Genomic DNA, 15,654 nt, shown 5'->3' with positions numbered 1-15,654 from the left:
CAGGGTGTTGGGGTGGGCGCTCACCTGTGCGCCCCGCAGCAGCTTCTGCCGCTCACAGAAGAGAGACCCCGACCCATGTCCTGGCTGTCGAGATTCAGCCTCGCGCAACGGGCCCTGATCGGTCTGATGTCGCTCATCGCGCTCGTCTTCGGGCTGATTGCGATACCCCAGATCAAGCAGCAACTGCTGCCCACCATCGAACTGCCCGTGGTGTCGGTCATCACGCCGTACCAGGGCGCCGCACCGGACGTCGTCGAGAAGCAGGTCGTCGAGCCCATCGAGGACAATCTGCAGGGCGTCGACGGCATCACCGGCGTCACCTCCACCGCGAGCGAGGGCAACGCCGTGATCATGGCGTCCTTCGACTACGGCAACGACACCAAGCGGCTCGTCTCCGACGTCCAGCAGGCCGTCAACCGGGCCCGCGCCCAGCTGCCCGACGACGTCGATCCGCAGGTCGTCTCGGGCTCCACCGACGACATGCCGACCGTGGTCCTCGCCGTCACCTCGGACAAGGACCAGCAGGTACTCGCCGACCAGCTCGACCAGACGGTCGTACCCGCTTTGAAGGACATCGACGGCGTGGGCCGCGTCCAGGTCACCGGCGTCCGTGACCTCCAGGTCGCCGTCACCCCGGACGAGGCCGGGCTGGCGCGGGCGGCCCTCACCTCGGCAGCCGTCGGCCAGGCCCTGCAGGCCGGCGGCGCGACCGTGCCGGCCGGCTCCTTCGACGAGGACGGGGCCAACCGCACCGTCCAGGTCGGCGGCGGCTTCACCTCGCTGGGGCAGATCAAGAACCTGATGGTCACCGGCGAAGGCGTGAAGAAGCCCGTACGCCTCGGTGCCGTGGCCACCGTCAAGGAGCAGCCGGCCCCGGCCGACTCCCTCACCCGCACCGATGGCCGGCCCAGCCTCGCCGTCAACGTCACCATGGACCACGACGGCAGCGCGGTCTCCATCTCGAACGCGGTCAAGGACAGGCTGCCCGGCCTGCGCAGGGACCTCGGCTCCGGCGCGAAGCTCACGGTCGTCAGTGACCAGGGCCCGGCGGTGTCCAAGTCCATCAAGGGCCTGACCACGGAGGGCGCGCTCGGCCTGCTCTTCGCGGTCCTGGTCATCCTGGTGTTCCTGGCGTCGGTGCGCTCCACGCTGGTGACGGCGGTGTCGATCCCGCTGTCGGTCGTTCTCGCGCTCATCGTGCTGTGGACCCGCGGCCTGTCCCTGAACATGCTCACGCTCGGCGCGCTGACCATCGCCATCGGCCGGGTCGTGGACGACTCGATCGTGGTCCTGGAGAACATCAAGCGGCACCTCGGCTACGGCGAGGAGCGCAGGGAAGCGATCCTGGGCGCGGTGCGCGAGGTGGCCGGCGCGGTCACCTCCTCCACCCTCACCACGGTCGCCGTGTTCCTGCCGATCGGCCTGGTCGGCGGCATGGTGGGCGCCCTGTTCGGCTCGTTCAGCATCACCGTGACGGCGGCCCTGCTGGCCTCCCTCCTGGTGTCGCTGACGGTCGTGCCGGTCCTGTCGTACTGGTTCCTGCGCCCTCCCAAGGGCACCCCGCAGGACGCCGAGGAGGCCCGTCGGCGGGCGGAGGAGAAGGAGGCGAGGAGCCGTCTCCAGCGCGTCTACGTCCCCGTCCTGCGCTTCGCCACCCGCCGCCGGCTCACCAGCGTGCTGATCGCGGTGGCCGTGCTCGTCGGCACGTTCGGCATGTCCGGACTGCTGAAGACGAACTTCTTCGACCAGGGCGAGCAGGAAGTCCTCACCGTCAAGCAGGAGTTGAAGCCGGGCACGAGCCTCGCGGCCACGGACGCCCAGGCCAGGAAGGTGGAGAGGCTCCTCGCCGCCACCAAGGGCGTCAAGGACTACCAGGTCACCGTCGGCTCCTCCGGCTTCATGGCGGCCTTCGGTGGCGGCACCGACACCAACCAGGCCTCCTACCAGGTCATGCTGAAGGACTCGTCGTCCTACGACGAGGTGCACAAGCATCTCGAGGACGGCCTGAAGAAGCTCGAGGGCATCGGCACGACCACCGTGTCCGCCGGTGACGGCTTCGGCAACCAGGACCTCCGCGTCGTGGTGAAGGCGTCCGACCCGCAGGTGCTGCGCGAGGCCTCCGACCGGGTGCGCTCCACCGTGGCCGGCCTCGACCACGTCACGGACGTCACCAGCGACCTGGCGCGGAGCGTGCCCCGGATCTCGGTCAGGGCCAACTCCAAGGCGGCCGCGGCCGGTTTCGACGACCAGAAGCTGGGCGCCGCCGTCGCCCAGGCCGTGCGCGGTACGACGGCGGCGAAGGCGATCCTCGACGACACCGAGCGCGACGTCGTCGTGAAGTCGGCCGAGCCGGCCACGACCCTCGCCCGGCTGAAGGCGCTGCGCCTCGGCCCGGTGAAGCTCGGTGACATCGCCACCGTGAAGCTGGTGGACGGGCCGGTGTCGATGACCCGCATCGACGGCCGGCGTGCCGCCACCATCACGGCCCGGCCGACCGGCGACAACACCGGCGCGGTGAGCACCCAGCTCCAGTCGAGGATCAAGGCCCTGAAGCTCCCGGCGGGCGCCCAGGCCGAGATCGGCGGTGTGTCCTCCGACCAGGACGACGCGTTCAAGAACCTCGGCCTCGCCATGCTGGCGGCGATCGCCATCGTCTTCATGCTCCTGGTGGCGACGTTCCGCTCGCTGGCCCAGCCGCTGATCCTGCTGGTCTCCATCCCCTTCGCGGCCACGGGCGCGATCGGGCTCCTGGTCGCCACCGGCACCCCGATGGGCGTCCCGGCGATGATCGGCATGCTGATGCTGATCGGCATCGTGGTGACCAACGCGATCGTGCTGATCGACCTGATCAACCAGTACCGCGGGCAGGGTTACGGCGTCGTCGAGGCCGTGGTCGAGGGCGGCCGCCACCGTCTCCGCCCCATCCTCATGACGGCCCTGGCGACCATCTTCGCCCTGCTCCCGATGGCCCTGGGCGTCACCGGCGAGGGCGGCTTCATCGCCCAGCCGCTCGCGGTGGTCGTGATCGGCGGGCTGATCTCGTCCACGCTGCTGACCCTCCTGCTCGTCCCGACGCTCTACGCGATGCTCGAACTCCGCAAGGAGCGGCGGGCGAAGAAGCGGGCGGCGGAGAGGGGCGTACCGGTCCGGACGGAGTCCGCCTCGGACGAGCCGGAGCCCGCGGGCGTGTAGTCCGCCCGTCCATGCGCAGGGGCACCGCTCCGTTCCCCTTCCCCCGCAGAGCAGTTCGAGCCCACAGGACAGGGACAGCTCAGCGGGGGAGGGGACGCGGGCCGCGATCCCCATGGAGATCGCCGCCGTCGCGCTGGTGGTGGCCACGCCCGACGCAACGGTCTTCTCCTTGGACCCGGCGCACCCGGGCCACACGCCCGCTACGGCGCGAGGCGGCGGACGCCGCACGAAGGGGCGTCGGGCAGCCGTACGAAGGGGCGTCGGGCAGCCGTACGCAAGGACGAACGGCGGGACATGACTGTGCCCCGGCCACCGTGAGGCGGCCGGGGCACAGTCATGTCCCGCGGCTACGGCAACGCCAGCATCCGCTCCAGCGCCAGCTTCGCGAACGCCTCGGTCTCCTTGTCGACCTCGATCCGGTTGACCAGGTTGCCCTCGGCCAGGGACTCCAGGGCCCAGACCAGGTGGGGCAGGTCGATGCGGTTCATGGTCGAGCAGAAGCAGACCGTCTTGTCGAGGAAGGCGATCTCCTTGCCCTCGGGCGCGAAACGGTTCGCCAGGCGGCGGACCAGGTTCAGCTCGGTGCCGATGGCCCACTTGGAACCGGCCGGCGCCGCCTCCAGGGCCTTGATGATGTACTCGGTCGAGCCGACGTAGTCCGCAGCGGCCACGACCTCGTGCTTGCACTCGGGGTGGACCAGGACGTTCACGCCGGGAATGCGCTCGCGCACATCGTTCACCGAGTCGAGGCTGAAGCGGCCGTGGACCGAGCAGTGGCCGCGCCACAGGATCATCTTCGCGGCGCGCAGCTCCTCCGCCGTCAGGCCGCCGTTCGGCTTGTGCGGGTTGTAGACGACGCAGTCCTCCAGCGTCATCCCCATGTCCCGCACCGCGGTGTTGCGGCCCAGGTGCTGGTCGGGCAGGAACAGCACCTTCTCGCCCTGCTCGAAGGCCCACTCCAGAGCCTTCTTGGCATTGGACGATGTGCAGATCGTGCCGCCGTGCTTGCCCGTGAACGCCTTGATGTCCGCGGACGAGTTCATGTACGAGACGGGCACGACCTGCTCGGCGATGCCCGCCTCGGTCAGCACGTCCCAGCACTCGGCGACCTGCTCGGCCGTGGCCATGTCGGCCATGGAGCAGCCGGCGGCCAGATCCGGCAGGACGACCTTCTGGTCGTCGGACGTGAGGATGTCCGCCGACTCGGCCATGAAGTGCACACCGCAGAAGACGATGTACTCGGCCTCCGGGCGCGCGGCCGCGTCCCGGGCCAGCTTGAAGGAGTCGCCCGTGACGTCGGCGAACTGGATGACCTCGTCGCGCTGGTAGTGGTGGCCGAGCACGAAGACCTTGTCGCCGAGCTTCTCCTTGGCCGCGCGGGCGCGCTCGACCAGATCGGGGTCGGACGGCGAGGGCAGGTCACCGGGACACTCGACACCCCGCTCGCTCTTCGGGTCGGCCTCACGGCCGAGAAGCAGCAGGGCGAGCGGAGACGGCTGTACGTCGAGCTCCGGGGTCTGGGCGGTGGTCACGACACGCACCCTTTCTACTTTTCGTCTAACTGACGCTATCTATCATAGCTGGTTCACGTCACTTTGACGATGACCATAGCGTCGATGTGACGGAATCCCGCCCGGCTCCTGCCGGCTCCCGCCCGGCCGCCCCAGGTCCCTCCAGAGGCCGCTGTCCGCCCTCGCGGGCATGTGCGAGCATGAAGACAGAAGCACAAACGCGACCACGCGAATGCCCGGCCCGGAATGAATCCGCGGAAACGCCGGTTGCACTCGTCGGCAAGCAGTCTCCGTACAACCCGGGAGAGATGTAGATGTCCGTATCGGACGAGACCACCACCGTCACCGACGGCATCATCCTGACCGACGCCGCCGCGTCCAAGGTCAAGGCCCTGCTCGACCAGGAAGGCCGCGACGATCTCGCGCTGCGCGTCGCCGTCCAGCCCGGTGGCTGCTCCGGCCTGCGTTACCAGCTCTTCTTCGACGAGCGCTCGCTCGACGGCGACGTGGAGAAGGACTTCGGCGGGGTCAAGGTCGTCACCGACCGCATGAGCGCTCCGTACCTGGGCGGCGCCACCATCGACTTCGTGGACACGATCGAGAAGCAGGGCTTCACGATCGACAACCCGAACGCGACGGGCTCCTGCGCCTGCGGCGACTCCTTCAGCTGAGCCGGCCACGCTCTGACGGTCAAGGCGGCGGTCCCCTCCCACGAGGGGACCGCCGCCTTGTCACGTACCGGAGCTAGCTAGTGCTGTGACCGGAAGGGTTCACCGGCTCGCGACGCCCGGCACAGCACCTCGCCGCGTTGTCGCATCACCCGAGTACATCCAGTACGCGGGCGATGCTCCGCCTTGCGAGGCTCCCCCACTGTGAACGGCGTGGGAGGTGCCCCCAGCACCGGACGCCGCGAGCTTTCCGGCAAACCTTTCCGGTGCCAGCACCAGTTAGCGAGTCTGCGGCCGCAGCGCTCCCGGCTTCGTCCTCGTGATCTGCGCCCCGTCCGTGCCGACCACCTTCCGGCCGTCGAGCGGAGCATCCAGCCGTACGGTCTTCACGTACATCTTGGCCATGGCGACGCACACCTTGTCCGGCCAGGACTTCTCGGTCACCGTCACCGTCACCCGGCCCGCAGTCTCCTTCGCCGACGCCGTGTAGTCGGCGCACACCCCGCCCGTGAAGCTCACGGTCAGATCCCGGCCGTCGGCGGCGTAGCCGTCGACCTTGACGTCGTGCGTCCGCGGCGCCGAGGTCGGCCCCGGGGACGACGCCGACGGCGACGGCGATGTCAGGTACGTCGGGTCCACCGCCGGATACGTCACCGTGAAGGCGCCCCGCGCCGCCGATCCCCGCACCTCGAACAGCCAGGACGGCACCAGCGTCTGCCGCCCCGCGACGGAATGCGCGGCCAGCCCGAACACCGCCTTGTCCACGGTGACCGCGTCCGTCCTGGGTGCCGGGGTGGACGCGACACACGGCTGCTCCAGCCGGTCCTTCAGCGGGACGGGGGTCGCGCAGCCGCCGATGCCCATCCGGTGGCCGTGCTGGTGCGCCGTGTTCATCAGTGCCAGCGTCTTCCGCGCGCCCAGCACGGGGTACGTGTCCCCCTTGGCCGGGGTCGTCAGCAGCCCGTGGCCGCCGACCAGGTCTCCCTGCTCGTCGACGACCAGGCCGGTGGTCCAGCCGTACGTGGGCAGGCCGCCCACCACCGGATCGGCGTTGACCACCCGCTGGGCGCCCATGATCCGCCTCGCGTCGATCTTCGCGTCGTCCTGCCCGAGCGCCTTCAGCACGGGCGCCACCGCTCGCTTCGCCGCCGCCACGCTCACCGGGTCGCCGGCCGGGTCGGCCGGGTCCTGCGCGCAGACGGTGACCTTCCGGCAGTTGTCGGTGCCGGGCGCGTACCGGCTGAAGGTCCAGCTGCCCGGGGCGTCCTTGCTCACCCGGAGCGTCGGGCCGGAGCCGTCCCCACCCCCGCCGACCCGCCAGCCGCCCCCGTCGGCCACGGGGGTGCCGTCGAGCCCGAGGGCCTTGGCCAGCCGGGTCACCCGCTCCTTGCCGACCTCGCCCTTCGGGGCGTACACCGGCGCCGAGCCGGGAACGTCGGGCAGCTTCCCGGTGGCCACGTACGTCGCGCCGTACGGATCCGGCTCACCGGGCGCGATGTCGCCCGTGCCGCCCTGCGCCCAGCCGTCCAGGACGAGGGGCGCGGGAGGGGCGCCACCGCCGGAGGCGCCGGCGTTCGTACGGCCGTTGGAACCACTGCTCGCGGCGAGGTACGCGCCCCCGCCCCCGACGAGCAGGACGGCCGCCGCGACCGAGAGGACGACCACGGGGGAGCGGCGCCGCCCGGACCGCTCACCGGGGCCCGCGCCGTCGCCCGCGCCGGACTCCTCGGCGCTCTCGGAGACCGTGGAGACCGTGGAGACGGCGGGGACCTCGGAGACCTCCGAAGACCCGGAGCCGTCGGAAAGCTCGGGGTCCTCGGAGGCTTCCGAAGACCCGGAGTCGGCGGAAAGCTCGGGGTCCTCGGAGTCCTCGGGGTCCTCGGGATTCTCGGGTCGCTCGGTGTTCACCGCATCGCTCCTCGCTGGATCGTGTCCCACGTCCCCGGCACGGGGGACGGCGATGGGACGCGCGAGGGGAGCGCGCGGTTCCCGACCGTGCGCCCTCGGCTCAGTCGCCGTAGTCCGACATCGCGTCCAGCAGCCGGGCCGACCGCACCGGGACGGTCACCCCGTGGATCAGGGACGGCGGCACCGGCCGGGAGTCACCGTGCTCCGGAGCCGTCCAGTGCGGTGCCATCCGGGCGCAGTCCCCGCGCAGCGAGGCGAGGTCGCCTTCGAGGTCGGCCGGGGCGGACGAGTTGACCTTGAGATTCGTCATGACGGAACCGTAGGCACGCGAGGTGCCGCGAAAAAAGATCTACTATCGGGTAGTTTTGCCAACTTCAGCGGCCCGCCCGAGCGGGGTAGCGTGAACTGTCAATCCAGCCTCCCGCAGGAGAATGCCCGTCGTGCGCATCGCAGTCACCGGCTCTATTGCCACCGACCATCTCATGACCTTCCCCGGCCGCTTCGCCGACCAGTTCGTCGCGGACCAGCTGCACACGGTCTCGCTCTCCTTCCTGGTCGACAACCTGGACGTACGCCGGGGCGGCGTCGGCGCGAACATCGCCTTCGGCATGGGCCAGCTCGGCACGAAGCCGATCCTGGCCGGGGCCGCCGGCTTCGACTTCGACGAGTACCGGGCCTGGCTCGACCGGCACGGCGTGGACACCGACTCGGTCCGTATCTCCGAGACCCTGCACACCGCCCGCTTCGTGTGCACCACCGACGCCGACCACAACCAGATCGGCTCCTTCTACACCGGCGCCATGAGCGAGGCCCGGCAGATCGAGCTGAAGACCGTCGCCGACCGCGTGGGCGGCCTCGACCTGGTCCTCATCGGCGCCGACGACCCGGAGGCCATGCTCCGCCACACGGAGGAGTGCCGCTCCCGGAACATCCCCTTCGCCGCCGACTTCTCCCAGCAGATCGCCCGCATGGAGGGCGAGGAGATCCGGATACTGCTGGACGGGGCGACCTACCTCTTCTCCAACGAGTACGAGAAGGGGCTCATCGAGGCGAAGACCGGCTGGACCGACGCCGAGATCCTGGCCAAGGTCGGCCACCGCGTCACCACCCTCGGCTCGCGGGGCGTGCGGATCGAGCGGGTCGGCGAGGACCCGATCGAGGTCGGCTGCCCGGAGGAGGAGCGCAAGGCCGACCCCACGGGCGTCGGCGACGCCTTCCGCGCCGGCTTCCTCTCGGGCCTCGCCTGGGGCGTCTCCCTGGAGCGCGCGGCCCAGGTCGGCTGCATGCTGGCCACGCTGGTCATCGAGACGGTGGGCACGCAGGAGTACCAGCTGCGGCGCGGGCACTTCATGGAGCGGTTCACCAAGGCGTACGGGGAGGAGGCGGCGGAGGAGGTTCGCGCTCACCTCGGCTGACAGGGCCCGGGTGACGCCGGGCGCCCGGACGTTCGCCTCGGCTTCGCCGTCGGCGACCGCCGGTCGTCGGGCCGGCCGCGCCCACGCGGCGCGGCCCGTCGGCCGCGGGTGCGTCGGGGCCGGTCGCGCACGCGGCGCAGCCGCACCTCGGCACAGCCCCACACCCGACCGGGGCCTCCTTTTTTCAGCTCACCCGGCGCACCACGTACGCCGTGCCCCGCTCCGCAGGCTCCTCGCCGACGTACTCCTGCCCTCGCATCTCGCACCACGCCGGAATGTCCAGGCGGGCGGCCTCGTCGTCCGACAGCACCCGGACCGTGCCGCCCAGCGGCACCTCCCCGATCACCTTGGCCAGCTCGATGACGGGAATCGGGCACCGCTTGCCGAGGGAGTCGACGACCAGCTCCTCCGCCTGGACGGCGGTCGCCGGGGCCGGCGCGCCCAGCTTCTCCCGCACGCCCGCCACGGCCCCCGGCAGCACGGCCAGGAACCGTTCGACGTCCTCCTCGGACACTCCCGGCGGCAGCGACACCCGCACATTCCCCTCGCTCAGCACCCCCATCGCCTTCAGCACATGGCTGGGAGTCAGCGTGCTGCTCGTGCAGGACGACCCGGACGAGACGGAGAAACCCTCCCGGTCCAGCTCGTGCAGCAGGGCCTCTCCGTCGACATAGAGACAGGAGAAGGTGACGATCCCCGGCAGCCGCCGCTCCGGATCGCCGACCACCTCCACGTCCGGCACCAGCTCCGGCACCCGCGCCCGGATCCGCCGCGTCAGCTCCGCCAGCCGTACCGCCTCCTGGGCCGCCTCGGCCCGCACCGCCCGCAGGGAGGCCGCGGCCGCGACGATCGCCGGAAGGTTCTCGAACCCGGGCGCCCGCCCCGACTCCCGCTCGTCCACGGGCCCTTGCGTCACGAACCGCGCGCCCTTCCGCACGACGAGCAGCCCCACCCCCGGGGGGCCGCCCCACTTGTGCGCACTGCCGGCCAGCAGGGACCAGTCGCCCTCGACCGGGCCCCAGCCCAGCGACTGCGCGGCATCCACCAGCAGCGGCACCCCGGCGGCCCGGCACGCCTCGGCCACCTCGGCAACCGGCTGCACGGTCCCCACCTCATGATTGGCCGACTGCAGACAGGCCAGCGCGGTGTCCTGCCGCAGCGCGTCGGCATAGGCCGCCGGATCCACCGCCCCGGCCCGGTTCACGGCCACTTGGGTGACCGTTCCACCCTCCGCCTCCCACACCTCCGCCGAATGGAGTACGGAGGAATGTTCCACCGCTGACACGATCAGGTGGCGTCCCACCCTCCGCCGCCCGGCCAGCGCCCCCGCGATGCCGGTGTGGACGGCACGGGTCCCCGAGGAGGTGAACACCACCTCGTCCGCCCGGCATCCGACGGCGTCGGCCGCCGCCTCCCGCGCCGCGTCGAGCAGCATCCGGGCCTTCCGCCCCTCCCGGTACAGCCGGGCGGGGTCGGCCCACCCGTCATCGAGAGAGGCCAACAGCGCCTGTCGGGCCACGGGATGAAGGGGAGCGGCGGACGCAGCGTCGAAGTAGGGCACACGGCAACGTTAGAACGCCGGTGAGCAAAACAGGCGCGAGGAACGGCGCGACCAGCGACAACGCACCTGCACTCGGGCACAAAACCGCAAGAAAACGAGCTATTGGGCGCCCAAACCCACCCCTTCGGGCTGACCCGCGGCGCGTATGGCACCCTCCCCGCGAACCCTCCGAGAGCGTCGGCTAGGGTTTGGTCCGCATAAACATCCAAACCCCTGCCCGACGCAGGGCGGCGACCGACCAGCGAGAAGGCCGCAGCCGACCGCGCGGGCGAGACTCTCGGGAAGGCGCTACGTGAGTCCCAACGGCTCCGACCGCTCGCCGCGGCGCCCGATGCGGCGGAAGCTGCTGCAGGCACTGACCGCGGGCCTGGTCCTGGCGACCGCAACCGGTTGCACATACAAGGACTTCCCCCGCCTTGGCATGCCCACCCCCACCACGGAAGAGGCTCCGCGGATCCTCTCCCTGTGGCAGGGCTCCTGGGCTGCCGCGCTCGCCGTCGGCGTGCTGGTGTGGGGCCTGATCCTGTGGAGCGCCATGTTCCACCGGCGCAGCCGCACCAAGGTCGAGGTACCTCCGCAGACCCGGTACAACATGCCGATCGAGGCCCTGTACACGGTGGTCCCGATCATCATCATCTCGGTGCTCTTCTACTTCACGGCCCGGGACGAGACGAAGCTCCTCAGCCTCTCCAAGAAGCCCGACGTCACGGTCAACGTGGTCGGCTTCCAGTGGAGCTGGGGCTTCAACTACGTCGCGGACGTCCCGGGTTCCACGGGCAACGCCAAGACCGACAAGAACCTGGACGCGATCGCGGACCGGTTCAAGAAGGACTTCCCCGCGAACGCCGGCGGTGTCTACGACGTCGGTACGCCCGGCACCCGCAACCCGCAGACCGGCAACCCCGGTCCGACGCTCTGGCTCCCCGAGGGCAAGACGGTCCGCTTCGTCCTGACCTCGCGTGACGTCATCCACTCCTTCTGGGTGTTGCCCTTCCTGATGAAGCAGGACGTCATCCCGGGCCGCACCAACGTCTTCCAGGTGACCCCCAACCGCCAGGGCACCTTCAGGGGCAAGTGCGCGGAGCTCTGCGGTGTCGACCACTCCCGGATGCTGTTCAACGTGAAGGTCGTCTCCCCCAAGCGTTATGAGCAGCACCTCAAGGACCTCGCCAAGAAGGGGCAGACCGGTTACATTCCCGCCGGCATCGCACAGACGCCGCACGAGAAGAACCGGGAGACGAACAACCTGTGAGCATCCTCAATGAACCCCAGGGTGCCGCGGCAGCCGAGGACTCGTACGAGAACGAGCTGCCGGTCAGGCGCAAGCAGCCCGGAAATCTCGTGGTGAAGTGGCTGACGACCACCGACCACAAGACGATCGGCACGCTCTATCTGGTCACCTCGTTCGCGTTCTTCCTGATCGGTGGCGTCATGGCGCTGCTGATGCGCGCCGAGCTGGCCCGGCCGGGTCTGCAGTTCATGTCGAACGAGCAGTTCAACCAGGCGTTCACGATGCACGGCACGATCATGCTGCTGATGTTCGCGACGCCGCTGTTCGCCGGCTTCACGAACTGGATCATGCCGCTGCAGATCGGCGCGCCCGACGTGGCCTTCCCGCGGCTGAACATGTTCGCCTACTGGCTGTACCTGTTCGGCTCGACCATCGCGGTCGGTGGCTTCCTCACCCCGCAGGGCGCGGCCGACTTCGGCTGGTTCGCCTACTCCCCGCTGTCGGACGCGGTCCGCAGCCCGGGCATCGGGGCCGACCTGTGGATCATGGGTCTGGCCTTCTCCGGCTTCGGCACCATCCTCGGCGCGGTCAACTTCATCACCACGATCATCTGCATGCGTGCGCCGGGCATGACCATGTTCCGTATGCCGATCTTCGTGTGGAACGTGCTGCTGACCGCCGTCCTGGTCCTGCTGGCCTTCCCGGTCCTCGCGGCCGCGCTGTTCGCCCTGGAGGCGGACCGCAAGTTCGGTGCGCATGTGTTCGACGCGGCCAACGGCGGCGCACTCCTATGGCAACACCTCTTCTGGTTCTTCGGCCATCCAGAGGTGTACATCATCGCGCTGCCGTTCTTCGGCATCATCTCCGAGGTCATCCCGGTCTTCTCCCGTAAGCCGATGTTCGGCTACATGGGTCTGATCGCGGCGACCATCGCGATCGCCGGTCTGTCCGTGACGGTGTGGGCGCACCACATGTACGTCACCGGCGGTGTGCTGCTGCCGTTCTTCTCCTTCATGACGTTCCTGATCGCCGTACCGACCGGCGTGAAGTTCTTCAACTGGATCGGCACCATGTGGAAGGGCTCGTTGTCCTTCGAGACACCGATGCTCTGGGCGGTCGGCTTCCTGATCACCTTCACCTTCGGTGGTCTGACCGGTGTCATCCTGGCCTCGCCCCCGATGGACTTCCACGTCTCCGACTCGTACTTCGTGGTGGCCCACTTCCACTACGTGGTCTTCGGTACGGTCGTCTTCGCGATGTTCGCGGGCTTCCACTTCTGGTGGCCGAAGATGACCGGCAAGATGCTGGACGAGCGCCTCGGCAAGATCACCTTCTGGACGCTGTTCATCGGCTTCCACGGCACCTTCCTGGTCCAGCACTGGCTGGGTGCCGAGGGCATGCCGCGCCGTTACGCGGACTACCTGGCGGCCGACGGCTTCACCACGTTGAACACGATCTCGACGATCAGCTCCTTCCTGCTCGGCCTGTCGATCCTGCCGTTCCTCTACAACGTGTGGAAGACGGCCAAGTACGGCAAGCCGGTCGGCGTGGACGACCCGTGGGGCTACGGCCGTTCGCTCGAGTGGGCGACCTCCTGCCCGCCGCCGCGGCACAACTTCCTCACCCTGCCGCGGATCCGCAGCGAATCCCCGGCGTTCGACCTGCACCACCCCGAGATCGCCGCGCTGGAGCAGCTTGAGAACGCCGGACACGGCGCCGCCATCGCGGGCAGCAAGGAGGCCGGCAAGTGAAGATCCAGGGCCGGATGTTCATCTGGCTGAGCTTCTTCATCCTGACCATGGCCATCGTGTATGGCGTGTGGTCGAAGGAGCCGGCCGGTACCACCGCACTCTTCCTGGCCTTCGGCCTGTCCATCATGATCGGCTTCTACCTGGGCTTCACGGCCCGGCGGGTCGACGCGGGTGCGCAGGACGACAAGGAGGCCGACGTCGCGGACGACGCGGGTGAGCTGGGCTTCTTCAGCCCGCACAGCTGGCAGCCGCTCGCCCTGGGCTTCGGCGGTGCGATCGCCTTCCTCGGCGTCGCTGTCGGCTGGTGGCTGATCTACTTCGCCGCACCGATCATCATGATCGGCCTGTTCGGCTGGGTGTTCGAGTACTACCACGGTGAGAACCGCACCCAGTAGCACGCACCGAGCACACCGGGAGCCCGGACACTCCATGCAGGAGAGTCCGGGCTCCTGCTTTTGCCGCAGCGTCCGTCCCTCGTACGAGTTACGTGCCGCGCCGGTAGTCTCTCGGTCTCATAGTGTGATCATATGAACCACACTCCGCGGACCCGCACCGTCGTCAGCTGCACCTTGCTGGTGACCGTCCTCGGCGCGGGCGTCACCGCCTGCGGTTCGGACGGCAACCCCCTGTCGGACAAGCCGTACGACGCAGCGGATCAGATCTCCTTCAACGGCCCCACCGATGCGGGAAAGCGGGCCGACCCGGACAAGCCCCTGGAGATCACCGCCAACGGCGACGGCCGGATCACGGACGTCACCGCCCAGGACTCCACAGGGCGCTATGTGGCGGGTGAACTCGCCGCCGACGGCAGCCGCTGGCACAGCACCTCCCCGCTGGCCGCCAACGCCCACTACACGGTCACGGTGAGCACGGAGGACGAGGACGGCGCGCCGGGCCGCAAGGTTCTCGCCTTCGACACCAGCAAGCCGGCCAGCAAGAAGCGTCTGGGCGTCACGTTCGGGCCGGACTCGGGCCAGTACGGTGTCGGACAGCCCATCACCGCCCAGCTCGACCACGAGGTCAAGGACAAGGCGCAGCGGGCCATCGTGGAGCGTGCTCTCAGGGTCGACTCCACGCCGGCCGTCCTGGGCGCCTGGTACTGGGTGAGCGACAAGGAACTCCACTACCGCCCCAAGGAGTACTGGCCGGCGCACGCCACGATCCAGGTCCACAGCAACCTGGACGGCGTCAAGATCAGTGACCGGCTGTGGGGCGGCAAGTCCAAGGCCCTGAAGATCACCACGGGTGAGAAGGTCGAGGTCGTCACGGACGCCTCGGCGCACCAGTTGACGTTCTACGAGAACGGCAAGGAGATCAACCAGGTCCCCGTCACCACCGGCAAGCCCGGCTTCGAGACCCGCAACGGCGTCAAGGTCGTACTGGAGAAGCAGTACTTCGTACGGATGCGCGGTACCACCGTCGGCATCGCCGAGGGCAGTTCCGACTCGTACGACCTCCCGGTCTACTACGCCACCCGGGTCACCTGGTCGGGGGAGTACGTCCACGCCGCCCCCTGGTCCGTCGGCTCCCAGGGGTACGCGAACGTCAGCCATGGCTGCACCGGCATGAGTACGTCCAACGCCGAGTGGTTCTTCGGCCACATCCACCAGGGCGACATCGTCAAGGTCGTCAACTCCGACGGCGACCCGATGGAGCCCTTCGGCAACGGCTTCGGCGACTGGAACGTGGACTGGAAGAAGTGGCGCGCGGGCAGCGCCCTCGTCAACGGCACCCCGGACGGCCCCGCACCACAGGACGCGCTGCGCCTGAAGCCAACGGCGGTGTGACTACCTCCAGGGGCGCGGGGCCGTGATGATGTGCGGCTCCGCCGCGCGGGCGCGACCAGCCACACACGACCGGCAGTCGCGCACCCCCCCTCGCGCCCCTGGCGCTCAGGCGCTCAGCAACCTCTTCCGACGGAGCAGGGCGGCCAAGGCGGACGCGAACTCCACCGGATCCACCGGCAGGGTGACCGCCGCGTCAGCCCGGCTCCACGTGGCCAGCCACGCGTCCTGGGGCCGTCCCATCAGCACCAGCACGGGTGGGCAGTTGAAGACCTCGTCCTTGATCTGCCGGCACACCCCCATGCCACCCATCGGCACGGCCTCGCCGTCGAGCACACAGACGTCGATGCCACCCTTGTCCAGCTCGCGCAGCACGGCCTCAGGAGTCGCACACTCGACGAACTCGACCAGGGGGACATCAGGAGCCGGCCTGTGGCCGGAGGCCAGCCGCACCTGTTCCCGTGTGTTGGAGTCGTCGCTGTACACCAGCACTGTGGCGGTCGGCTGCATGCTTCCTCCGAGACGTCAGCGTCCTACGGACAGGGCCGTTCGGGCCGGATGTTACTCCCCTGAACACCACGTCAACACCGGTTCGGCGGGTAGCAACACTCCGAACGGCACCCCCCGGAGTGA

12 protein-coding genes are annotated in these 15,654 nt (G+C 69.5%); 7 read left to right on the top strand and 5 right to left on the bottom strand.

The window, feature by feature from the left end; genetic code table 11:
• The first annotated feature begins 75 nt into the window (after window positions 1-75).
• On the top strand, window positions 76-3,192 hold the full coding sequence (locus tag ACFZDC_RS21940; protein WP_391326191.1) for an efflux RND transporter permease subunit: 3,117 nt from the start codon (window positions 76-78) through the stop codon (window positions 3,190-3,192).
• 347 nt (window positions 3,193-3,539) lie between these two features.
• On the opposite strand, the gene nadA is transcribed toward ACFZDC_RS21940, so the two are convergent.
• The gene (gene nadA / locus ACFZDC_RS21935) at window positions 3,540-4,724 is read right to left on the bottom strand and encodes a quinolinate synthase NadA (protein WP_391326189.1); all 1,185 of its coding nucleotides are present in this window, start codon (window positions 4,722-4,724) and stop codon (window positions 3,540-3,542) included.
• A gap of 293 nt (window positions 4,725-5,017) precedes the next feature.
• On the opposite strand from nadA, the gene ACFZDC_RS21930 reads away from it, so the two are divergent.
• Window positions 5,018-5,374, top strand: a complete 357-nt coding sequence (locus ACFZDC_RS21930) for an iron-sulfur cluster assembly accessory protein (RefSeq protein ID WP_006135694.1) — start codon at window positions 5,018-5,020, stop codon at window positions 5,372-5,374.
• Window positions 5,375-5,650: 276 nt separating this feature from the next.
• Here the strand turns inward: ACFZDC_RS21930 and ACFZDC_RS21925 are convergent, their stop codons facing one another.
• Window positions 5,651-7,279: a hypothetical protein gene (locus ACFZDC_RS21925; RefSeq protein ID WP_391326187.1), complete on the bottom strand. Its 1,629-nt coding sequence runs from the start codon at window positions 7,277-7,279 to the stop codon at window positions 5,651-5,653.
• Between the two features lie 100 nt (window positions 7,280-7,379).
• Window positions 7,380-7,589 carry a hypothetical protein gene (locus ACFZDC_RS21920; protein WP_391326185.1) on the bottom strand — a complete coding sequence of 70 codons (210 nt, stop codon included), beginning with the start codon at window positions 7,587-7,589 and terminating at the stop codon, window positions 7,380-7,382.
• A 130-nt stretch (window positions 7,590-7,719) separates the two neighbouring features.
• On the opposite strand from ACFZDC_RS21920, the gene ACFZDC_RS21915 reads away from it, so the two are divergent.
• The gene (locus ACFZDC_RS21915; protein ID WP_391326183.1) at window positions 7,720-8,694 is read left to right on the top strand and encodes a PfkB family carbohydrate kinase; all 975 of its coding nucleotides are present in this window, start codon (window positions 7,720-7,722) and stop codon (window positions 8,692-8,694) included.
• 184 nt (window positions 8,695-8,878) lie between these two features.
• Here the strand turns inward: ACFZDC_RS21915 and ACFZDC_RS21910 are convergent, their stop codons facing one another.
• Window positions 8,879-10,255: an aminotransferase class V-fold PLP-dependent enzyme gene (locus ACFZDC_RS21910; protein WP_391326181.1), complete on the bottom strand. Its 1,377-nt coding sequence runs from the start codon at window positions 10,253-10,255 to the stop codon at window positions 8,879-8,881.
• Window positions 10,256-10,547: 292 nt separating this feature from the next.
• On the opposite strand from ACFZDC_RS21910, the gene coxB reads away from it, so the two are divergent.
• From coxB to ACFZDC_RS21890, 4 genes are all read left to right on the top strand, one after another.
• Window positions 10,548-11,507 (top strand): cytochrome c oxidase subunit II, encoded by a 960-nt coding sequence (gene coxB, locus ACFZDC_RS21905; RefSeq protein ID WP_391326179.1) that lies wholly within the window; start codon window positions 10,548-10,550, stop codon window positions 11,505-11,507.
• The gene (gene ctaD / locus ACFZDC_RS21900; protein ID WP_391326177.1) at window positions 11,504-13,237 is read left to right on the top strand and encodes a cytochrome c oxidase subunit I; all 1,734 of its coding nucleotides are present in this window, start codon (window positions 11,504-11,506) and stop codon (window positions 13,235-13,237) included. Before coxB ends, ctaD begins: the two co-directional genes overlap by 4 nt.
• Complete coding sequence (locus ACFZDC_RS21895) at window positions 13,234-13,632, top strand: cytochrome c oxidase subunit 4 (protein ID WP_391326175.1); 399 nt, start codon at window positions 13,234-13,236, stop codon at window positions 13,630-13,632. The genes ctaD and ACFZDC_RS21895 overlap by 4 nt, the downstream gene beginning before the upstream one ends.
• Window positions 13,633-13,764: 132 nt before the next feature.
• On the top strand, window positions 13,765-15,024 hold the full coding sequence (locus ACFZDC_RS21890; protein WP_391326173.1) for an Ig-like domain-containing protein: 1,260 nt from the start codon (window positions 13,765-13,767) through the stop codon (window positions 15,022-15,024).
• A gap of 105 nt (window positions 15,025-15,129) precedes the next feature.
• Here the strand turns inward: ACFZDC_RS21890 and ACFZDC_RS21885 are convergent, their stop codons facing one another.
• The gene (locus tag ACFZDC_RS21885) at window positions 15,130-15,531 is read right to left on the bottom strand and encodes a hypothetical protein (protein ID WP_391326171.1); all 402 of its coding nucleotides are present in this window, start codon (window positions 15,529-15,531) and stop codon (window positions 15,130-15,132) included.
• Between the last annotated feature and the right edge of the window lie 123 nt (window positions 15,532-15,654).

The sequence above is a fragment of the Streptomyces sp. NPDC007905 genome, assembly GCF_042959345.1.
In the GTDB taxonomy this organism is placed as follows: Bacteria; Actinomycetota; Actinomycetes; order Streptomycetales; family Streptomycetaceae; genus Streptomyces.
This window is presented reverse-complemented; position numbering and strand designations above follow the sequence as displayed.